The sequence below is a fragment of the Rummeliibacillus sp. JY-2-4R genome, assembly GCF_053847205.1.
This window is the reverse complement of record NZ_CM132623.1, coordinates 3324181-3347559: the sequence shown is the minus strand read 5'-3', so window position 1 is coordinate 3347559 and position 23379 is coordinate 3324181. Positions and strand designations below refer to the sequence as shown.

At 35.1% G+C, this 23379-nt stretch carries 16 protein-coding genes and 1 pseudogene; 11 read left to right on the top strand and 6 right to left on the bottom strand.

Translation table 11 applies throughout. From position 1 onward, the window contains the following. Together ACWV26_RS16335 and ACWV26_RS16330 are read left to right on the top strand one after the other, a co-directional pair. A complete protein-coding gene (locus ACWV26_RS16335; protein ID WP_455895766.1) occupies window positions 1-1116 on the top strand; it encodes a GAF domain-containing sensor histidine kinase in 1116 nt (371 codons plus the stop codon). Between the two features lie 16 nt (window positions 1117-1132). Further along, complete coding sequence (locus ACWV26_RS16330; RefSeq protein WP_455895765.1) at window positions 1133-1780, top strand: response regulator; 648 nt, start codon at window positions 1133-1135, stop codon at window positions 1778-1780. Between the two features lie 212 nt (window positions 1781-1992). Here the strand turns inward: ACWV26_RS16330 and rsgA are convergent. Beyond that, window positions 1993-3068: pseudogene (rsgA, locus tag ACWV26_RS16325) on the bottom strand (ribosome small subunit-dependent GTPase A). Window positions 3069-3529: 461 nt separating this feature from the next. Between rsgA and ACWV26_RS16320 the strand changes: the two are divergent. Continuing rightward, a complete protein-coding gene (locus tag ACWV26_RS16320; protein ID WP_455895764.1) occupies window positions 3530-4558 on the top strand; it encodes a DUF2332 domain-containing protein in 1029 nt (342 codons plus the stop codon). A gap of 49 nt (window positions 4559-4607) precedes the next feature. On the opposite strand, the gene ACWV26_RS16315 is transcribed toward ACWV26_RS16320, so the two are convergent. Together ACWV26_RS16315 and ACWV26_RS16310 are read right to left on the bottom strand one after the other, a co-directional pair. Then, on the bottom strand, window positions 4608-5504 hold the full coding sequence (locus tag ACWV26_RS16315) for a cation diffusion facilitator family transporter (RefSeq protein WP_455895763.1): 897 nt from the start codon (window positions 5502-5504) through the stop codon (window positions 4608-4610). Window positions 5505-5598: 94 nt separating this feature from the next. After that, window positions 5599-6945, bottom strand: a complete 1347-nt coding sequence (locus ACWV26_RS16310) for a hemolysin family protein (protein WP_455895762.1) — start codon at window positions 6943-6945, stop codon at window positions 5599-5601. A gap of 757 nt (window positions 6946-7702) precedes the next feature. Here ACWV26_RS16310 and ACWV26_RS16305 point away from each other — a divergent pair. The 4 genes from ACWV26_RS16305 to ACWV26_RS16290 all read left to right on the top strand — a co-directional run bounded on the left by ACWV26_RS16305 (window position 7703) and on the right by ACWV26_RS16290 (window position 16307). Then, window positions 7703-9442: an ABC transporter ATP-binding protein gene (locus ACWV26_RS16305; RefSeq protein ID WP_455895761.1), complete on the top strand. Its 1740-nt coding sequence runs from the start codon at window positions 7703-7705 to the stop codon at window positions 9440-9442. After that, complete coding sequence (locus ACWV26_RS16300) at window positions 9442-11184, top strand: ABC transporter ATP-binding protein (RefSeq protein ID WP_455895760.1); 1743 nt, start codon at window positions 9442-9444, stop codon at window positions 11182-11184. The genes ACWV26_RS16305 and ACWV26_RS16300 overlap by 1 nt, the downstream gene beginning before the upstream one ends. Before the next feature lie 516 nt (window positions 11185-11700). Beyond that, complete coding sequence (locus ACWV26_RS16295) at window positions 11701-15510, top strand: DEAD/DEAH box helicase (RefSeq protein WP_455895759.1); 3810 nt, start codon at window positions 11701-11703, stop codon at window positions 15508-15510. Between the two features lie 23 nt (window positions 15511-15533). Further along, complete coding sequence (locus ACWV26_RS16290; RefSeq protein WP_455895758.1) at window positions 15534-16307, top strand: hypothetical protein; 774 nt, start codon at window positions 15534-15536, stop codon at window positions 16305-16307. 120 nt (window positions 16308-16427) lie between these two features. Here ACWV26_RS16290 and ACWV26_RS16285 read toward each other — a convergent pair whose 3' ends face one another. Then, complete coding sequence (locus ACWV26_RS16285; RefSeq protein WP_455895757.1) at window positions 16428-16631, bottom strand: YheE family protein; 204 nt, start codon at window positions 16629-16631, stop codon at window positions 16428-16430. Window positions 16632-16790: 159 nt separating this feature from the next. Between ACWV26_RS16285 and ACWV26_RS16280 the strand changes: the two genes are divergently transcribed. Together ACWV26_RS16280 and ACWV26_RS16275 are read left to right on the top strand one after the other, a co-directional pair. After that, on the top strand, window positions 16791-17930 hold the full coding sequence (locus ACWV26_RS16280) for a DUF445 domain-containing protein (protein ID WP_455895756.1): 1140 nt from the start codon (window positions 16791-16793) through the stop codon (window positions 17928-17930). Between the two features lie 66 nt (window positions 17931-17996). Continuing rightward, window positions 17997-18347 carry a YlbF family regulator gene (locus ACWV26_RS16275; RefSeq protein ID WP_455895755.1) on the top strand — a complete coding sequence of 117 codons (351 nt, stop codon included), beginning with the start codon at window positions 17997-17999 and terminating at the stop codon, window positions 18345-18347. A gap of 80 nt (window positions 18348-18427) precedes the next feature. On the opposite strand, the gene ACWV26_RS16270 is transcribed toward ACWV26_RS16275, so the two are convergent. Beyond that, complete coding sequence (locus ACWV26_RS16270) at window positions 18428-19171, bottom strand: amidohydrolase family protein (protein WP_455895754.1); 744 nt, start codon at window positions 19169-19171, stop codon at window positions 18428-18430. 305 nt (window positions 19172-19476) lie between these two features. On the opposite strand from ACWV26_RS16270, the gene ACWV26_RS16265 reads away from it, so the two are divergent. After that, complete coding sequence (locus ACWV26_RS16265) at window positions 19477-20994, top strand: coproporphyrinogen III oxidase (protein ID WP_455895753.1); 1518 nt, start codon at window positions 19477-19479, stop codon at window positions 20992-20994. 32 nt (window positions 20995-21026) lie between these two features. On the opposite strand, the gene ACWV26_RS16260 is transcribed toward ACWV26_RS16265, so the two are convergent. Next, a complete protein-coding gene (locus tag ACWV26_RS16260; RefSeq protein WP_455895752.1) occupies window positions 21027-22118 on the bottom strand; it encodes a CdaR family transcriptional regulator in 1092 nt (363 codons plus the stop codon). Between the two features lie 127 nt (window positions 22119-22245). Here ACWV26_RS16260 and ACWV26_RS16255 point away from each other — a divergent pair, with 127 nt between their 5' ends. Beyond that, window positions 22246-23376: a glycerate kinase gene (locus tag ACWV26_RS16255; protein WP_455895751.1), complete on the top strand. Its 1131-nt coding sequence runs from the start codon at window positions 22246-22248 to the stop codon at window positions 23374-23376. Window positions 23377-23379 lie beyond the last annotated feature (3 nt).

The window sequence follows — 23379 nt, the reverse complement described above, 5'->3', positions numbered from 1 at the left end:
ATGAAACCAACAGATCACTCGAATATTAGCTTATTAAAAGAAATTGCTGAATTGTTAAATGAAGAAACAGAAGTGCAACAAATGCTACAAGGTGCACTCCATAAGTTTTTAGAAGGCACAAATTTTGAAACGGGTTGGATTTTCTTTGTCAATGACAAAGGACGATCTGAATTAATTGTACATGAAAATCTACCACCTGCTTTGGCACATAATAATTGTCAATTTCTAGCCAAAGGTGGATGCTGGTGTGTTTCAAAATATCGCAATGAAGAATTATTAAAAGCTTCAAACATTATAGAGTGTCAAAGAATTGAAAATTCAACTGCCGCCTGTGTTGGAAATAGTGAAGGTATTACACATCATGCAACAGTTCCTTTGCAATCTGGGCAAGAACGATTTGGTTTGCTCAATGTGGCTTCTCCCAATACAGTCCGTTTTACTGACGATGAATTAGCACTATTAGAATCGGTAGCATTTCAAATGGGCTCAGCCATTAAGAGGATTCTGTTAACAAAACAAGAGCAAGAAATGGCCCTAGTACAAGAACGCAATCGCCTAGCAAGGGATTTACATGATTCAGTGAATCAGTTATTGTTTTCTGTTACATTAACATCACGAGCTGGTATCGAAATGACGAAGCAACCTGAAATAAAAGAAACATTTAAGGAAATTCAAGATTTAACACAAGAAGCACTAACAGAAATGCGTGCGCTTATTTGGCAATTACGTCCAAAGGGTTTAGAAAGTGGATTGATGGAAGCTATTAAAGGATATGCGGAGATGCTTGGTTTACAACTTAAAGTCAAAGTATCAGGTGTACTCCAATTGCCATCACGTATTGAAGAAACACTTTTTCGATTGACACAGGAAGCACTCAACAATATAAGAAAGCATTCTGGTGTGAAAAAAGCAGAAATCTTTGTCACCATTACACAAACAGACGTATTACTCGTTATAAAGGATGAGGGTAGGGGATTCCAAGTTGACTCACTCGTTCAATTGCCTTCTATAGGTTTGCAAAGCATGCGTGATCGCACAAATGCTTTAGGAGGTTCTGTTGATTGGGTAAGTGATTTAGGAAAAGGTACTGAAATATTAATCCGCCTACCATATTAAAAGGGGGGAAATCCGTATGATTAAAGTATTAATTGCTGATGATCATCATGTTGTAAGACGAGGCTTACTATTTTTCCTGAAAACCCAAAAGGATATTGAAGTGATTGGGGAAGCAAGTAACGGTAAGGAAGCTGTTGAACTAACTACCAAACTTCATCCTGACATTGTATTAATGGATTTAGTAATGCCTGTGATGGATGGCATACAGGCAACAAAAAAAATAAAAGAAAAATTCCCTGAAACGCAAATTTTAATGTTAACAAGTTTTTCTGACCGGGACCATGTCATTCCTGCAATTGAAGCAGGTGCAGCAGGGTATCAACTAAAGGACATCGAACCAGATGAACTAGTGTTAACCATTCGCCGTATCATGGCTGGAGAAAATATTATCCACCCACAAGCAACAAGTCAGCTTATTTTAAATCGCGAAATGATGGAAGATCTCCCACACATCAAGCATCCATTAACAAATAGAGAACAAGATGTATTAGCTGAACTAACAAAAGGAAAGAGCAATAAAGAAATTGCTGCATCGCTATTCGTAACTGAAAAAACGGTGAAAACTCATATCTCCAACATCTTCGCAAAACTAGAAGTACAAGATCGTACTCAAGCTGCACTATATGCCGTCAAGCATGGACTGACAGAAGCCAGTGGAATATAAGAATTTGAGCGACTCCTATTGAAAAGGAGTTGCTTTTTTTATGGTTGGAAAGGTGAATTAGAGTGAGTGTGGTAGTAGGAGTTTGGGTTGTTCTAATTGGGGAGTGAGTTGGTCTAATCGAAGCTTGAGTTGATTTAATCGGAGTCTGAAAGGTACTACCAATCCATATTACAGCTATCAAATAAAAAGAAAAAGCAGGGGGACCCCCGCTTTTATCTCTTTTTTCCATTATTATGTCGAACTTGCTTCGTAATTTGTTTCCATTTATTTTTCTCAGCTACTTGAGCTTGTGCATTTGCTTTTCTTTCGATGAAAGCTAGCTCACGTTTTAGCTTAAAATAGCTATTATATCTTTCCTGTTCAAGCGTCCCTTCTTTAATAGATCCAAGAACTGCACACCCCGGCTCTTGTTTATGCGTGCAGTCTCTAAAGCGACATTGTGTGGCAAGAGATTCTATATCATGGAAACTACTATCTAGGCTATCGCTATTATTCCATAGTTGGAATTCCCGCATTCCTGGTGTGTCAATAAGCAGACCACCATTGGGAATCTGGAAGAGTTCCCAATGGTGGTATGACGGCCTTTATCATCATCCTCACGAACCTTTTGAACAGCCATCACATCTTGGGCGCAAAGTGCATTGGTCAATGAAGATTTGCCAACACCTGAAGAACCGAGTAAGGCACCTGTTTTTCCATCTGCTAGCAATTGTTGCAAACCATCAATTCCTTCACCTGTAAAGCTACTAACAACATAAACAGGAACGCCAAAACTAATGGATTCTACTTGGCTTAAATAGTCAGTCACATCATCACATAAATCCTTTTTTGTTAACACAATAACTGGGCTCGCTCCAGAGTCATATGCAGCTAACATATATCTTTCAAGCCGACGTAAATTAAAGTCTTTGTTTAAGCTCATTGCTAAAAATACATAGTCTACATTTACAGCAATAATCTGTTCTTCAAATGCCAATCCTGCTACTTTTCGTGAAAATAGAGATGTACGTGGAAGAATCGAGTGGATGACACCTTTTTCTTCTCCAGGTAATTCTTCTAAAACAACCCAATCACCAACTGCTGGATAATCACGCCGAGCATTTGCATTATATTGGAAATTGCCTGATGGGAAAGCAAGCCATTCTCCAAAACTAGTTATAACGCGATAAGAATGTTTATGTTCTAATAAAACACGACCAACTGTTAAATTGTTGTGTGTTGTTAAAGTTAAATATTCATCATAGTGATTTTGCCAATTATTATTCCAACCTAATTCATGTAAATTCATTTTGTATGCCTCCTAATGTGTGTTCTGCTGATAAATAAAAACCCGTAACTGCAAATTGGCAGTTACGGGTTTTACGCACATTAAAAGAAAAGCATACTTAAACAGTATACGAGTAGTGAGCGTATCGTAACAAACCAATTTGCATCATTTCAATGCTTAATAAAATTGTCATAATACCTCACCTCTTTCGAATTAGTTAAAAACAGATTAACAGATAATCAAATAAATTACAACTATATATTTATATGGAATAATCCAAACGGTTATTTTCAATAGAAACTCTAATCTTATACTATGCGATGAAATCAAATCCGTACCATCATTCTGTTTTTCAATTATTTCAATTTATAATCCTTCCAATCATTTGACTTAATTTAATAATTATCATTAAAATAATTTACTAAAATATCCAATAATAATACAATTTTATATAGATATACATAAAAATAGAGGTGTAGAGTATGGAACGAAATATAACTGAAATTTTCCAACGTTTTGCAAAAAATGAATGTGAAAACTCAAGTGAATTATACGAAACTCTTTCATATCATATCGCAGAGGATTCCGAATTAATTGAACTAGCAACACATATTCCTGAAGGACAGCCAGTGCCTAATCTATTCTTTGCAGCTACTCAATATCTATTAAGCGATGCACATCATGATTTGAAAAAATACTATGCATCCTTTACAGAAAACCCTCTTCCAGCAAATAGTGCTTTTCCTTATTTCAAAGAGTTTGTTTTATCTAATCAAGAAAAGCTTAAACAACTATTTCAATCAAAGCTTGTCCAAACAAATGAAGTTCGTAGATGTGCTTATCTATATCCAATGTTTGCAGATATTTACGAAAAGCATCAAATGCCACTAGCCCTTATAGAAATTGGTACAAGTGCAGGATTACAGCTAGGTGTGGAGCAATATCATTATGTTTATAACGAAAAAATACAAGCAGGAAATCCAGATAGTTTGCTAACCATTTATTCTCAAAATAGAGGCAAGGTACTACCAACATCTATATTTAATATTCCTGTTGTCCAAACACGCATTGGAATGGATTTAAATCCAATCGACTTGAAAAATGAAGAAGAATTGAAATGGTTACATGCACTTATTTGGCCAGAACATCACGAAAGAAAAGAATTATTGAATAAAGCTGCTACCATAATTAAAAATTTAGATATTCAGTTTGTTAGTGGCGATGCAGTCAAACAAATTGAATCAATTTGTGATCAAATTCCATTCAATCAGCTAATTGTCATATTTCATACGCATGTAGCAAATCAAATTCCAGCTGTCTTAAAGGATGAACTCATGAGAAAATTGAAACACATTAGTACAAAACGGCCTTTGTACCATTGTTACAATAACATGAATGATCCGTATCTACATCAAGATTACATAGAAAACGATATGGTGAAATCCGAAAGAGTGTTAGGGAAAACGAATGGACACGCAAGGTGGTTTACATGGGAAAATGAAGTAGAATAGTTATAAGCAAAAAGTCGACTTCATGTAACTAAGAAGTCGACTTATCTTTTTAAAAGAAATGTTCTTCATTTTCACGATTTAAACCTTCTGGCTCAATATGAACGAGGACAACAGTGAATGGTTTTGCGCGACGAATGGTTCTCTCAATTTCTTCTGTGATATGGTGGCTTTGCCAGACATTTAGTTCGGGATCAACCGTTACGGTTAAATCAACGAAGATTAAACTGCCATGATTTCTACCTTTAAAATCAATTAGTTCAATAACACCATCAACGTTTTTAACTAGGACTGACAATGCTTCTAATTCTTCTTCATCAAATCCATCTGTTAAGGTGTGAACGGCATCAAAGAAAATATCATAGGCTGTTTTAATAATTAAACATCCGACAATAATAGCAGTAATTGAGTCGATGATAGGGAAACCGAAAACGGCACCAAAAATACCAATAGCTGTACCAAGACTGACCATAGAATCTGAACGGTTATCATAGGCTGCAGCTTTAACTGCTGAACTATCAATACGTTTTGCTAGTCTAATATTGTATATATATACCAAATACATCACTACACCACTGCCGAGTGCAACAAATGCTGTTAATAATGATGGAGTGGTGTAATGGTGATTGATAAAACTTTTGCCAGCGTTGAAGAGCACTTGAAACCCTACAATCGCCATGATGAAGGAAGCGATAAGTGAAGATATTGTCTCTGCACGCAAATGACCATAGTGATGATCCTTATCTGGTGGCTTCTGAGAAATTCGAAGCCCGATTAGAACTGCTACTGAAGCAATGATATCGGTAGTATTGTTTAAACCATCCGCTTTTAATGCGGTAGAGTGGCCGATAAAGCCAATGGTCAATTTGACTGAGCTAAGTATAAGATAAGTGAAGATACTAAGCCAGGCGCCTTTTTCCCCTTGTCTTAAATTTGTATATAAGTCCACAATGTTTCCTCCCTGCAAAAGTTTCAGACAAGCGAAAAACGACGCACACTGATTTAGGTGTGCGTCGTTCGATGTTAAGTTAGTAGATCATGTCTTAAGATTCATCATTTTCTTCGTTATTTAAAGCTTGTTCTTCCAAAGGTTCTGGAAGTTTTATGACTTCGAGATATAGAATATGATGTCCATCAAGTTCCTTGATGATGAATTCATAACCTTGTTCAGTGATTTTCTCGCCTTTTACAGCATCGAAATCTTTTGTCATAAACCAACCACCAATTGTATCGATGTCATCTTCTTCAATATTAATCGATAGGAAGTCGTTCACATTTTCGATTAACATTTTGGCATCTAAAATATAGTGGTCATCTTCAACTTTACGAATTTCTGGGACTTCATCTTGGTCAAATTCATCACGGATATCACCGACAATTTCTTCGATAATATCTTCAATTGTAACAAGACCAGAAGTACCACCGTATTCATCCATTAAAATCGCCATATGGATTCGTTCTCGTTGAATTTTCAAAAGTAAATCACTAATTGGCATTGTTTCAAATACGCGAATAATTGGTTGCATATATTCAGTAACTGGTTTTGAACCATTTCCTGGATTTTTAATATAAGCAGTTAAAAGATTCTTCATATTGACAAGGCCAATGATATGGTCTTTATCACCATCAATAATTGGATAACGAGTATATTGTTCTACACCCATTACTTCAAATACTTCTTTTAATGTTAAATCTTTTTCGATACCACTGATTTCTGTACGGGGTACCATGATTTCTTTGGCAATACGATCGTCGAATTCAAAAATGCTATTAACATATTTATATTCAGACTGATTAATCTCGCCACCTTTTAAACTATCAGATAAGATAATTCTTAACTCTTCTTCAGTCATCGCGATTTCGGATTCTTTCATACCTTTTAACCCAAATAGAGCTGCTATGCCATTGGCTGATGAGTTTAAGAGTTTGATGAATATGAACATAACATTATGGAATCCGATTAAGAAACCAGAAATATTAAGAGCAACACTTTCTGCTTTTTGAATCGCTAATGTTTTTGGTGCTAACTCACCCATAACAACGTGAACATATGTCACGATACCGAATGATAGGATAAATGAAAGGATTGTTGTTACATTGGCGTTTAAGTTTAACAGGTCAAATAGTGGGTCTAGTATTTTTGCAACGGTACCTTCCCCTAACCAACCTAAACCTAAAGATGTAATCGTAATCCCTAGTTGGCAGGCAGATAAATATTCATCTAAATTTGAAACTACTTTTCTTGCTTTTAATGCTTTTTTGTTACCTTCAGCTATAAGCTGATCAATTCGAGTTGTTCTAACCTTTACGATAGCAAACTCAGTTGCTACGAAAACTGCTGAACATGCGATCAAGACAGCAAATGCTGTCAATCGTATGGCTATGTCCAAAGACTTCCTTTGTTCCAAGACCCAAATGAGGGGGAGAACAAAGTGTACACCTCCTGTGAATGATAAAATAGTTATGTAATCTAATAATAAAATATTTATCGACAAAAAACAAATCATCAAGACGCTTTTGTCAATATTTCTCAAACTTTTTGACTAGGAATCCCAATAAAAATATCGACTCCTTCATATAATATTGAGAGAAAGATGAGAACTCAAAGCAAATATAAAAAATTAAATGGAAGAATATATAAGAGAATTTTGACTGTAGACTTTTAAATCTAGATTAGTACTTCATTCTAAATTAAATGTCGGTTTACACCCATCACAGAAGAAAGCTACATCTACTATAATTGAAGTAATCTTACTCAAATGATAAAATTTTCAAAAAGTATTGACAATTAGAAAATTGAAATGTTAATATTTAGAAACACTAAATAATTTAAGGAAATGGAGGTATGGAACATGAGAATGATGAAACAAAAACCAACAAACAAACTTCATAATGTATCCACACCTAATCCTATTTTCTTTTTAATCTTGAACTAATAGCAGGTACGGGTGTGTCCCGTACTCTTTATGATTAGCGCATGCTCCATAAGGGTATGCGCTTTTTTGCGCTTATTAATTCAATCATTAGTGTGAAAAAACAATAAAGGAGAGAGTACGTTATGTTTATTCGCAAAATGAGAAGACAATTGAACAAGGATTCGATAGACGATGGTTAGCTATTTTGGCATAAAAGAAGGGATGTTGTGTAATGTTTGATGTTCTAATAAAACTACAATGGTTTTTTAAAGAAAACTGGAAACGCTATACGATTGCAGTTGTTCTGTTGATTGTAGCAAATACTTTAGAAGTATTGCCTCCATGGTTAATCGGAGAATCGATTGATTCCATTCACCGTGGAACGCTAACAAATATATTGTTGTTGCAATTTATCTGCGCGTTAGCAGCTATATTAGTGACAGCATATGTAGTCAACTTTATATGGCAATATCAATTATTTGGTGGATCGAATGTTATTGAACGTAAACTAAGAAAGAATTTAATGACACAATTTTTAAGAATGTCACCACCGTTTTATGAGCGTAATCGAACAGGGGATTTAATGGCTCGTGCAACAAATGATTTACGTGCAGTCTCCGTAACAGCTGGCTTTGGTATTATGACCCTTTTAGATTCTACTTTATATCTAGGCACCATTATTTTAATGATGGGCTTTTCTGTATCTTGGAAGCTAACACTTGCAGCGATAATTCCTTTGCCAATCCTCGCTATTACAATGCAAATATTAGGTAAGAAAATTCATGAGAAGTATATGGTTGCGCAAGACGCCTTTGGTCAAATGAATGACCGTGTACTTGAAGCAGTGGAAGGTGTTCGGGTTATTCGGGCTTATGTTCATGAACGAGCAACTGAAAAACAGTTTGCAGATATGACGGAAGATGTTTATCGGAAAAATATGGAGGTAGAAAAAATCGATGCTTGGTTTACACCAATCACAAGAGTTTTAACAGGTTTAAGTTATATGATTGGTCTTGGTTACGGGGCATACCTAGTATCGACTGGAGATATAACATTAGGGAAATTAATATCTTTTAATGTTTATCTAGGAATGGTTGTGTGGCCAATGTTTGCTATTGGTGAACTGATTAATGTTATGCAGCGCGGAAATGCGTCATTAGATCGTGTGCAAGAGACGCTAAATGAAAAAGAAGACGTGGCTGATCCAGTTACACCAATGGTTATTGAAAAACCAAACTCAATTGTTTTCCATGATGTGACTTTCCAATACCCTCAATCACAATCTACCAACTTATCTCATTTAGAAGTATCCCTTGAAAAAGGTCAAACATTAGGGATTGTAGGGAAGACAGGTAGTGGCAAAACGACGGTAGTCAAACAGTTACTCCGTGAGTACCCTACAGGAGTGGGAGCACTAAAATTATCAGGAGAGTTAATCGAAGCACAAACGAAAGAACAGGTGCGTAATTGGATTGGATATGTACCGCAAGACCATGTCCTTTTCTCAAGAACGATAAGAGAAAATATACTATTCGGTAAGCCAGATGCAACAGAAGAAGAATTACAAACAGCAATTAAAGTATCATGCTTCGAAAATGATTTAAACATGCTACCAAATGGTTTAAATACTTTAGTAGGTGAAAAAGGCGTATCTCTATCTGGTGGTCAAAAACAACGAATATCCATTGCACGTGCATTGATAAGAGATCCAGAGATATTGATTTTGGATGATTCACTTTCAGCAGTAGATGCGAAAACAGAAAGTGTGATTATCAAAAATATCCAGCAAATTCGTCAACATAAAACAACTATTATTGTAACGCACCGTTTGTCTGCCATTATGCATGCAGATTGGATTATCGTATTAGAAGAAGGCAAAATTATTGAAGAAGGTACACATGAACAATTAATAGAAAATGATGGTTGGTACAAAGAACAGCATGATCGCCAACAAATTGAGGAGGCGAAATAATGAGTACAACCAAAAGACTTTGGCAATATGTCTTACAATATAAAAAAATAATAGCTATGGGACTATTTCTATTAGCAATTGCAGTTGCTGCAGATTTGGCTGGTCCACTAGTAGCGAAGAAAATAATCGATGAATATATCGCAAAAGCGACAATACAAGGTTTAGAATTTAAGCCAATTGCCTTGTTACTAGCTGTGTTCTTTGGCCTTGCTGTGATCACTGCAATTTTTAGATATGGTCAATATATACTTCTACAAAAAGGCGCTAATCGTATTATTCAAAAAATGCGAAATGACGTTTATCAACATATACAAACTCTGCCAATTCGTTATTTTGACCGCTTACCTGCAGGGAAAGTGGTATCAAGAGTGACCAATGATACGGAAGCAATACATGACTTATTTGTTCAGGTATTGTCACAATTTGCAGCGAGTTTTATGACTATATTTGGTATTTATATTGCGTTATTCTTCCTTGATTGGAAAATGGCTTGTATTGCGTTACTCGTTATTCCTTTGCTAATTTTGTGGGCTATTCTATATCGAAAATATGCAGCAAAATACAATCATATCGTGCGCAGTAAATTATCTGATATGAATGGAATGATTAATGAGTCTATTAACGGTATGACCATCATCCAAGCTTTTGGACGTGAAAAGCAAATAGCAGATGAATTTAATGAATTAAATGATGAATATTACAAATATCAAAATAAGCTCGTATTGTTAGATTCCGCAACTTCACATAATTTGGTGGGCGTAATTAGGTCGCTAACATTTATAATGTTCATTTGGTATTTTGGAAGTGACGAATTAGTAGGTGATCGTGCCATTTCGATTGGGATGCTTTATGCATTTGTCGATTATATTACACGGCTGTTCAATCCAGTAACGAATATTGTCAATCAACTTGCCAACCTGGAAAGAGCGAATGTTGCATCTGAACGTATCTTTGATTTATTAGATCAATCAGGTGAAGCAGTCGATGATACGAAAATAGACCGTTATCATGGCGATGTAGCATTTAATCATGTTTGGTTTGCTTATAAAGAAGAGGAATATGTGTTAAAAGATATCCACTTCAAAGCGAAACAAGGTGAAACCATTGCATTAGTAGGGCATACGGGATCTGGTAAAAGTTCAATTATGAATTTATTGTTCCGTTTTTACGACGTGTCAAAAGGTTCCATCACAATTGACGGGTTAAATATTCAAGATTATTCTCGTCAAACCATTCGTGAACATATGGGCATCGTATTGCAAGATCCTTATCTATTTACAGGTACGATAAGTTCGAATGTGAGTTTAGATGATCCAAGGATAACGCGAGAAACAGTAGAAAAAGCTTTAAAGGCAGTGGGGGGCGACCAAGTTTTAGCCAATTTACCAGGTGGCTTAGACGAACCAGTTATTGAAAAAGGAAGCACCCTTTCGTCTGGTCAACGTCAATTGATTTCATTTGCAAGAGCATTGGCATTCAATCCAGCTATATTAATATTAGATGAAGCCACTTCCAATATCGACACAGAAACAGAAGAAATCATTCAACACGCAATGGAAGTATTGAAAAAAGGCCGCACAACATTCATCATCGCCCACAGACTTTCTACTATTAAAAACGCAGACCGTATTTTAGTATTAGACAGAGGAGAAATCGTAGAACAAGGCACACACGAAGAACTTCTTTCATTAAAAGGACGATATAACCAAATGTATAAACTTCAATCTGGAGAAATGAAATAAAAAAATCCTCAATTATTTGAGACTACAGAAAAATAATGGAGGAATATTTAAATAAAATGTTCGTTGAAAACTTTTGATGGACATTAGTACACCAAATGTCCTTGAAGTGGAACTAGCGAAGACTCCTAGCTAGAAAAAGCTAGACAGGTGAGACCCTCTTCGTTGGCGAAGCGAAGGAGGAGACTCACCGCTCGTCCGCAGGAAAGCGTAGCTGGTTCCACTTCACTTTAAAACAAAATTAGTATCAAACCAGTTTTTTGACCCCTAAATATTTTGGGGGAATTTCCTTGAAAATATCCTTTTATCCAACTTCGAACACCTTCGTTCCTAGTTGGATTTTTTCTTTTTACGAATTTCAACTCTGCAATAATCCATTAAAAACTGGTATTATAGATATTGGCGTTTTTAAAATTGTATGAACCAAGTAAGCACTGGTAAGTTCATTGTTGATCGTGTAATGAATTTACCAGTGTTCATTTTGAAAATGAAAATTAACAATGAAAGGAAGATATGTTCATGGCACAAGTGATGTCTAAGCCTGCAGTGATGCGAACAAATATCATATTAACGAACAAAGCTCGCGATGGTATACAAGCATGGGCGAAGGATGAACATGTTTTTTTTCATCTACAAAAATCATTTGTTGTACATATTGAACATGTACAAAATACATCGAAGGATGAAATGGCCGCGACGCTTTATTTCGATAATATTGAAAATATCGCGCTTGCAGAAAAACTAGATGGACAAGTAGCAATCATGAATTGCGTAGTCAAGTATGATGGTTTACTTGCTACCAATTTCCGAGTACTTAGTAATCGAGTACCAGTTCATACAAATAGACGTTTTAAAACAAAATTGGAGTTTGCGACAAACGCTAGTAATACAGTGGGTTTGCCGCTCGAGTTGCATAGTAAAATTCGAGAATTACCAATTGCAGAAGAACGCTCTAAGTATGTACAAAAGAGGATTTCCAGCTGGGAAGGGTATTTAAAAATCCAAGAGCGTGATGCGACCATTGATGATATGAATGTCAGCTTTTCGCATTATGATTTCAATGAAGATTTCAGTCGAATTACTTTTCATATTAACGGTCTAAAAGAAGGCGAATGGAAAAAAGTCGTAGGATTAAGTGCAAAAGTACAAGGTAATAAAGATGAACTTGGATCTGTATTAAAAGCACAAGCTTCAAAGAAAATTGTCGAAATCGAATTACGCCCATTTACCCAAGAACAAGTGCGAAAGAATAAATGGCATCCAAAATCGAAAGAATTAGTCTTTAGTAATTTTGCGACACTCAGTCAGATTCGTCGATTACGTAAAGGTTTTAGTGATTTAGAAAAAGGCCTCGCTGCGAATAGCAACTTAGAGAAAATCTTATTTGAGGAACGACCACGCATTCAACAACCTAAAAAAAGAGCGGAATTGACATTTGATAATCGCCTCAATGAGTTCCAAAGAGAAGCTGTAATAGGAGCTATGTCTGCGGAGGATTTATACGTGATTCAAGGTCCTCCAGGTACAGGGAAAACAACGGTTATTTCTGAAATCTGTCAGCAAAATGCAAAAGCAGGTCTAAAAACACTCGTTGCTTCACAATCCAATTTAGCGGTTGATAATGCACTCAGTAGATTATTAGCAAACAAAGATATTCGAATTCTTCGATATGGACGTACAGAAAGTATTGAAGAAGAAGGCAAAAAATTTATCGAAGAAAATGTGGCGCTACACTGGCGCGAACAAACATTACACGATATAGAGGCAGAACTAGCGATTCATCGAGATCGAACTTCAGAATTAGATACAGCAATCGAGAAAAAGGAAACAGAATTACAAGGGTTACAGGAACAACTATCGATTCTTGAAGCTAAAATTATTGAACAAGAACAAGCAGAAAAAGACATAGTCATTGTTGAAGAAGATATTAAAAATCTAAAGAAATCGTTAAGTGCGTTACGAAAAGAACTAGGATTACTAGAAGAACAAACTGAGGAACTAACTGCTAAAAGGTCAAAAGAAGAACAACAAATCAATGGATTTGAAGAACTACTTGCTGGCTTTGGATCCTTAGAAAAACTAGAAGAAGCAGAACAACTTAAGCAATCAGAGGTAGTAAAACTCCGTCAGCAGGTATCTTATTTAAGCGCAAAAGGTGAATTAGAAAAAGCTGAAATATCTCTTAATAATGCAATTACAGCTTATGAGGAATGGCTTTTAAATCATCAAAAACTGCAAGCTTCTAAAGATGCAATTGAAGGCTGTAAGAAAATTCAAGATTTAAATGCCTTTATGGAAGAACATCAGATTCAAGCAAATACGAAAATTGAATGGCAACGTAACTCCTTTGCACGAATCCAAACAGAAATGTTTGGCTATAACGATTGGAAAGAAGTGAGAAATCGTTTAAATAGTGCAATTGGATTTTTAGAGAAAAAAATCGGTGTAGGACCAAGTCAACAAATTCTCCAAAAAGTTGAGCAACAAGCTGCAAATGGCTACTCCTCTTACTCCATTCGAGAAGTAGATTCAGCAATCGATCATTTCAAGAAATTCTTATTGGATACACCAGATCTATATGTCAATCAACTCTATGTTTATCTAGAACGCTTATATAATCGTCGCCTTTTTGTTGAAGAACAGTTTGGAATGCTCGAAAATCAGAGATTAGAAATCATGCGTCTCTTCCAAATGATGAAGCAAGAAGTAGAAAACCAAGTATCTTATATTTTAAATACGTCACAGCAACATGAAAGTGGATTGTTAAATGTCAGAAATAGATGGAATGCAGAGGTTGAGCAACTAAAAAGAAAACTGGGCCAATTATCGATTGTCCTGGATGAAAATGAAATGCAGATGGCACTTGTAAAACTTGAAGTGTCGTTAGCACAACAAGAAAAAGAATTGGAATTATTAACGGCGCAAAAGCAAAAAGTAGCCACAACTTTACCAAAGCTAGAAACTATGCAAGAAGCCTTTAAACAAACTGTTGAAGAAGAAACAACTTGTTTAAAAAAATTGTCACAAAAAGAAACAGAAGTAAAAGAAATTAATGCAAAAGGCATTGCACAAGAGAAAAAATTAAAAGAGCTTGAACAAATTTTGCAACAAGATTTAACAAGACAAAAACAATACACAGAAGAAACAATCAAGGCTGTTAATAAGCAAATCGAAAAACTTCTTCACGATAAGCAGCAATTACCGATAAAGCAACAATTGCAACAACAATGGCATCAATTACTATTAAACGCCAGTGAACATGATTTAGACGAAATCCGAAAACTATATGTCAATCACGCAAATGTAATTGGAACAACCTGTGTGGCTTCTGCACGTAAAGAGTTTATGGACAACTATCCTACATTTGATGTGGTCATTATTGATGAAGTTTCAAAAGCAACACCACCTGAATTATTATTACCAATGTTAAAAGGTAAGAAAATTATATTAGTAGGGGACCATCATCAACTTCCACCCTTAATCGGAGACGATACGTTAGAAGAAACGCTCAAAGCAATTATAGATGAAAGCGATGATTTGCAAGAAATCAATGAGTTAAAGAAACTCCTAAAAGAATCCTTATTCGAACGTCTATTCAAAAACTTACCTAAAACGAATAAGCAAATGTTGGCGATTCAATATCGAATGCATGAAAATATCATGAAAACAATCACACCATTTTATGAAAATGAAGATAACCATCTTCGTTGCGGCTTAGAAGATTCCGACAAAGTACGCAATCATCACCTAGAAGGACATTTTATAAAACGACAAGATCACCTAATTTGGCTCGATATGCCAAGTAAAAAGCCTTATTTTGAAGAACAAATGAAGAATGGCAAGAGTCGTTTTAATCCAGGAGAACTAGATACTATTCGCCATGCTTTATTAGATTTGAATGAATCAACAAAAAAAGCGATAGCAAATGGGGATTTACCAGAAGGTACAAAGAAAAGTGTTGGGGTAATTAGTTTCTATGGTGAACAAGTAAAGAAAATCGACCATCTTACTCAACAAGAATTGAAATTAGATCATTTACAATTACGTACCGGTACTGTCGATAGATTCCAAGGAATGGAAATGGACGTTATCATCGTTAGTATGGTTCGTAATACAGAACATAAAGGTGGGGATATCGGTTTTGCGAATGACTATCGCAGATTAAACGTTGCACTGTCTCGTGCTAGAGAACTATTGATTTTAGTTGGTAGCACGGAAATGTTCACAAAACGTGCAAAGAAAAAAGAATCTCGTGAAATGTACAGTCATTTACTAAGTGTTGTTAAATCACAAAACGGACTGCGTGACGAACAAGGAAATCCAAAATAACATTTGAAGGGAGCACTATAACTTTGAGTTTAGAGAAAAAGCTAATAAGTAAAATCAAACAAGACAGAAATGCTGAAATCTTAGCAACATCAAGCTGGTGCTTTCCTATTCAAACAGTAGAATTCACCTATCAACCAGTAAAACGTCAAACAATGGATATCTTGATGAAAATGATTTTACTTAGCTTACAACAAGCAGAAATCGCAGACACAAAGGAACTGAGTGACTTATTACTAGTTGAAGAATTATTTATTCGAGATCTACTACAAAGCCTCTCAAATACAGGCCTAGTAGAAAAAGAAGAGTATTATCAGCTAACAGCCAGAGGAAAAAAACAGTTAGAAATGGGGATTTTCGAAGAAGCTCAGGAAGAGGAAATACAACAATTACTCTATAGTGCAAATCATAAAGCATTTCTATCAGGTGATATCGAGCAATTGGATGATTTTGATGAATTGCCAGAGACTTTCGCTTATGCTTCAGAAGAGCCAATTAATGTGGATGATGAAATAATTATCGATGCACTGCAAGATAATCGCACAATACCAGAAGATGATGAGCAAGGTGAAAACGCAGTCCAAACATTCATCACCTCCATTGAATCCAAGAAAACCATCCAAATAAATGACATCCCATGCATGCAACTTGTCATCTACAACAAAGAAAAAGATTTACTCTACGTTCGAGTATGGAACACACTAACAGGGCATTGGGATGAAACATTAGAAAAGATACTTACGGAAAAAGAATTACTAAAGTGGCGTGAAGAATACTTGGAAAAAAAAGACGCTAATTGATAAGAATATATTAATAAAAAATATAATATTCAATTGACAAAAAATTGCTTTTCTATTTTAAGTAGAAAGGCAATTTTTTTGTAGAAAACGTAACACTTAATACTTTTGAATAGCCTCAATTTAATCATAAACATGAAACAGCATTAACTCATGAACCATTTTCTTCACCTTTTCTTCATCTGGCGGTATCAAATCTGTCCATTGAATAACTCCATCCTTTTCATAAACTCCTTCATATCGATTTTGTTTATAAAAGAAACTAATCATCCAACCGGGTATTTGTTGATTTTCATAAAGTGGTTTAAAACTAAAATGTTGAATCAAATGTATTGCCCCCCTTCAAAATAACTTTTCTCCTAGTATAAATTACCATCTGTTTTAATTAAAGCTAAATCCGGGTAAATGTCGAAGAGTGGCTAATAATTTTATAACAAAGTATGGTCTGCTATAATATCCTTAGTTTTATAAAAGTGGGTGAATTAGATGAATAGTCTATTATCGATCATATTTATGACGATAGTTGGATCAGTAATTGGCGGTATTACAAATTATATTGCCATTAAAATGCTGTTTAGACCGTATAATGCAATTTATCTTGGTTCTTGGCGATTACCATTCACACCTGGTCTCATTCCCAAAAGACGTGATGAATTAGCAAAACAGCTAGGAAATACAGTTGTAAATTATTTACTTACTCCTGAAATGTTCCGAAAAAAATTATTCACAGATAACAATAGGAAGATTGTGGAGAAATGGCTAAACGATAAAATCAAAGAAATTGTTTTTACAGAAGATAAAACTATCAATGATTGGCTCCATCAAGTTGGTGTAACTAATTTATCACAAACAATTGAGGGGAAGATTGATGAGCTTGTCGACAATCAAATTGACCATTTAAATCATTCTTTGACCGTGAATGCAATCGAAACATTGATGCCTATATCATGGCAAGAAAAAGCATCCAAAAAGATTCCAGAGATTTCTCATTATATATTGAAAAAAGGCGAAGATTATTTCCAATCAGATGAGGGCTATCAAACCATTAAACGATTAATCGACGACTTTTTGGAATCTAAAGGGACACTTGGCGGTATGATTCAAATGTTTTTAGGCGATTCCAATTCACTTGTTATTCGAATGCAAAAAGAAGTAAACAAATTTTTGAATGCACCTGGTACAATGGTATTGCTTACCAATATTTTGACCACTGAATGGAATAAGTTAAAAGTTCAATCAGTACCACAATTAGTAGGAGAGCTAGACTTCACTTCAACGAAAGTAAGAATTCAAGATTATGTAAAAAAAGAAGTCCAATTAGAAAATCGTTTGGACAAACCACTTGTTTATTATTGGAAAGATGGTGCGAATTGGTTTGCACAAAATATCGTGCCACAACTAGTGGAAAGAGGATTTACTACTGCCGAAGATAAATTAGACGAAGCCATCGAACGCTTGAATATTCAAGAAATCGTCAAGGAACAAGTGGATTCATTCCCAGTTTCGGTTTTAGAAGATTTAGTATTAGGTATCTCAAAACGCGAATTCAAAATGATTACACTTCTTGGATATGTACTTGGTGGAGTAATTGGAGTCATACAAGGCATCATAGTAACCATATTCTAAACTGTCCAGCTTTTATGGTTGGCTGAAAAACATTGTCTAAATAAAAAGAGAAAGTAGGGAAATGAATTGATTAATATTTATAACGAAATCAACGCATTAGAAGGAGCATTCCGTAAAACAAGTGAATTTAACGCATTACAAGAAGCGATTTCAGCAGTCAAAGCTGATTCAGAAGCTAAAGCAATTTTCCAAAATTTCCGCAAAGTTCAACTATCATTGCAAGAAAAACAAATGAAAGGTGAACAACCTCAAGATGACGAATTACAATACGCTCAAAAAGTAGCACAACTAGCACAACAAAATGAAAAAATCGCAAAAATGCTACAAGCTGAAATGGCATTAAGTGGCCTAATCGAAGAAATCAATCGTGTACTTGTAAAACCAATTCAAGGATTATACCAAGAATTAGATCAATAAGAAGTCAGATGAAAAAGCTCTCAAGTCACAAGTACTTGAGAGCTTTTTATTACCAAATAAATTTACTTTAGCACTATAAATTATTTGAAATACCATTTGAGAGCATTTGTGTACAAGATTTTATCAGTAGCTTGTTCATCAAAGAGTTGTTGAATCAATTCAATATCTCCATACTCAAATGTTCTTTTTGCTCTTGGCGATGGTAAATCTGTTCCAAACATAAGAGCATCTGGATTAATTTCGTAAATTGATTTTAGCGCATTCTCAACATTTAAATCTACTCGGCCAAAACCAGTAGCCTTCACATGTACCCCTTTATCAACTAGTTTTAATAAATGAGGGAGTCCTTCTTCAGATAACCCTAAATGATCGATTGATATGGCTGGTAGTTTTTCAATCGTTGAAGCGATTTCAGGTAACTCTTTTGCATCAATATAAAGCTCGCTATGCCAACCTACTAATTCATAAACTCTTCTAGCGAAGAAATCCAGCTTCGATAAATCTTCTGAGCCGCCTCGTTTAATATTAAAGCGTAAAGCTTTTACTCCGTTTTTGTTTAAATTTAGTATTTCTTCGTCCGTCACAGTATAAGGTAATTGTGTTACGCCACAAAATGTTGGCCCCATTTGTTTAAGTGCTTTTACTAAATAGTCTTGATCAAATCCTTGGAAAGAACCAGATACAATAGCTCCCCCTAATACATTTAAATCAGCAGTTTCGTTTTGATAATTTTCTACAACATAACTTGGAGGTAAATATCCTTGGTTTTCTATAATTGGAAAGTCAAAATCAATAATATGAAAATGTGCATCAAAAATTCGCATTATAATTCCCCCCTTTTCTATAACATACCAAATAAGAAGTATAAGATGAATAATAGATATTTTATATAAGTCCATAATTTTTACTTATAGAACTAAAGTGGTAGTAAGTTGAAAGTATTATAAACACCTTCTATGGAAATGCATTTACACTAAGAATGATTAAATCCAAAATAAGATTCTTTTCGAGATTTTACTTAAAATTTGCTACAATAAATAGGATGTTTTGAGTTTAGAGATTAACATTAGACAGTTCAATAATTTGAAAATAGATTGCAAAATGTAATAAGGAAAGTAGTGACAGGTGTATGAAAGTATTAAAAGTAGTTCAAGAATACCCACAAGATTTTATGCGTGTGTTTCATGATATAACAAATTTGTTTTTTGAAGATACAAAGTTAGCGAAAGGGGACTTGGTACCCGATTTATTGGTTTCCTTGAATCATTATACGAATGAGCAATTTACCATCATTACGGATGCGACATTGCAAGCAATGGGTACCGAATATATAAGTCATTTCGAGCAAGAATATGAAACAGAAGGTACTGAAAAAGAACAAAAGATTCGTTTGAAACGTGCATTGTCACATGTGTTACTTGATACGTTGGAACAAATGACGGGAATCAAACAACAATGGGGGATTCTTACAGGTATTCGCCCAACAAAGCTTTACCATAAATTTAGAAAAGCAGGATTATCTGAAGAAGAAATTCATGATCGATTAATAAGAGAATTTAGTCTTTCTGATGAGAAGATTAAATTGTTAAAAAGTATAGTAGATACACAATTGAAAGCAATTCCTGATTTAGATGCAATTGGGAAAGATGTTAGTATCTATATCGGGATTCCATTTTGCCCAACAAAATGTGCATATTGTACTTTCCCTGCTTATGCCATTCAAAGTAATCGTAAGCAAGGCAGAGTCGCTACATTTTTAGATGGTTTACATTATGAAATCGAAGAGATGGGAAAATGGTTAAAGCAGCATGATATGAAAATCACTTCAGTTTATTGGGGTGGGGGTACACCAACTTCAATTGAAGCAGAAGAAATGGATGCATTGTATAAAACAATGTTTGATTCATTTCCACATCTTGAAACAATTAGAGAAATCACCGTTGAAGCAGGAAGGCCCGATACAATTACACCAGAAAAATTAGAAGTGCTAAAAAAATGGGGAATCGACCGAATTAGTGTAAACCCACAGTCGTATACAGATGAAACATTGAAAGCAATTGGCCGCCATCATTCCGTTCAAGAAACAATCGATAAATTTTGGATGGCAAGAAATGCTGGTATGAATAATATTAATATGGACTTAATTATCGGACTTCCAAACGAAGGCCTTGAAGAATTTGAACATTCTCTCAGTGAATCCGAAAAAATGATGCCAGAATCTTTGACAGTTCATACCTTGTCGTTTAAACGTGCTTCAGAAATGACACATAACAAAGATAAATATAAAGTAGCAGATCGTAAAACAGCAGAAGCGATGATGCAACGTGCCCATGAATGGACAGACGCTCATGGGTATACACCTTACTATCTTTATAGACAAAAGAATATACTAGGCAATCTTGAAAATGTAGGATATTCATTACCAGATGAAGAAAGTATCTATAATATTGTGATAATGGAAGAAGTACAAACAATTATTGGACTTGGATGTGGAGCCTCAACAAAACTCGTAAATGCAGAAACAGGGAAGATTAAGCAATACCATAACCCCAAAGAACCTGCAGCATACATCTTAACTTATGAAGAAGCTATTCATAAAAAAATCCAAGCATTAGATGAGCTATATGGTTTTGAAGTAAGTAAATAGTTACAAAATGAAAAAGAAAGAGTGACGTCAAATCACTCTTTCTTTTTTTCGTCCATTAACCATATCGCGATTTGTAAAACTAGCGCATCCTGAAAAACAGTAGGGTTGTATCCAGTCTGTTCATAAATTTGGTTTAGTCTATAAGATAATGTATGCCTATGTATATCTAAAGCTTCTGCAGTCACAGAAAGTTGTTGATTGCATTGCAAAAACACTTCTAAAGTATGTAAAAGTTTGAGGTTTACCTTATTTAATATTCGTTTCGTAAAATGGCGTGCTTCGAATGAATCTTTCCTTTTAAGTAATGAATGAATCTCCACTGATTCGAAAAAAGTAATATACTGTTCTGGTTCACTATATTCGATTGCGGTTTTAGCAGTATCGTAAGCATGGCGAATCTTGCTTAAGTCATCTACCACTTGTCCGACACCCATTTTTACATTCGCATATTTCTTGATTTGTTTAACCAATAATGAGAGGTTTTTTCTCAAAATTTTCTCATCGATTCCAGATGTTAAGATAAAGTATTCCTCTAATTGATATTTGCCAACTAATACAGGTTCAGGGATAAAGAAATCCTCTAAGTATTCAACAAAAGATTGATAAGATTGTTGTTTCGGTGTTGCTTTCACGATTATTAGATAGAATGGGGGATTTGTGGAAAAGGAAATTTTGGTTAATTGTTCAGTTAGTACTTTCTCATTTGATTGTTCATTTAGCAAATCTTCAAAAATACGTTCACGCAATTTACGTTTCCATTCTGATTGAGAAGCAATCAGTGCTTGATGCACCATCATTTCAGTCGTGAGTTGAACAAGGGTTGCAATTTCAACTAATTCATCAGCATCTCCGGTAATTCCTACTACCCCTACTAAATCATTTTGAAAGAAAATTGGAAGGTTAATCCCTGGTTTTGTTTTTGGGAATTGGTGCATACTTTGTTCTGTAATGATTAAGGGCTTTTCCGTTTCTGCAACAATTTTTGCACCCTCATGGATACCTTCTACACGTAATTGATCTCCCGAAGCCAGAATCATACCATTTGTATTCATTACATTAATATTGCGGTGTAATCTTAACATTGTTTGTTCAACTATTTGATTAGCCAATTGTTTTGAAATCATTCTGTACTCCTCCATGTCGAAAATATCACTGTTATATTACAGGAAAATTATACAATAAGTATAATGTAAAGATGAATATTTATCACTATAATTTTATGTAAGCGTTTTACTTTTAGGAGGAATTGACATGAAAATCATTGTCAGCCCAGATTCTTTTAAGGGATCATTATCCGCAATAGACGCGGCAAAAGCGATGGCAGAAGCTATTCAAAAAGTTGATGTAAAAATTGAAACAGTACTATTACCTGTAGCAGATGGTGGTGAAGGTACGCTTGAGCCCCTTGTGAATGCAACAAATGGAGAGATTAATTCAGTTCAAGTTCAAGACCCGTTAGGTAGAATCATTACTGCAGAGTATGGCATTCTTGGTGATGGTGAAACTTGCATTATTGAAATGGCAAAAGCGTCAGGTTTAACACTTTTATCACAAAGAGAACGTAATCCATTAATTACTTCAACATACGGAACAGGTGAATTAATTCTTCATGCATTAGATGCTGGGTATAGGAAATTTGTCATTGGTATTGGGGGAAGTGCTACAAATGATGGAGGTACTGGGATGCTTGCTGCTTTGGGAATGAAATTTTTGGATGCAAATGGCAACGTTTTAGCAAAAGGTGCAGAGTCATTAAGAGATTTAGTGGAAATTGACTCTAGCAAATTTGATCATCGCATAAAAGAGTCTCAATTCATCATTGCATGCGATGTGGATAACCCGCTAATAGGTCCAAATGGCGCAACTGCAATCTTCGGCCCTCAAAAAGGGGCTACCTGCGAAATGGTGAAAGAAATTGATTTCAATTTAAGCCATTTAGCAGATTTAATAGAAAATATCACAGGTATTGCACTGCATCAAATGGAAGGAGCAGGTGCTGCAGGTGGTATTGGAGGTGCATTCCTGGCATTCTTTCCAGTACAACTAAAGTCAGGAATTAATGTGGTCATGGAAGCAATAGATTTTAAACATCATCTTCAATCAGCATCATTTGTGTTAACAGGGGAAGGAAAATCAGATTTACAAACACTTGCTGGAAAGGCACCAATTGGAATAGCGAAAGAAGCAGCAAAGCAGCAAGTACCAGTGGCCTTAATTTCTGGTTTTATAGAAGAAAAAAGCATAGCACAACTAGCAAACTATTTTATAGAGATTGCTAGTGTAGTCAATGAACAAGTTTCAAGTAAAGAATCAATAGAAAATGCTTCTTTACATTTAAAACAAAGAACATATGAAACGGTACTAAGACTTTTAAAATTATAGGGG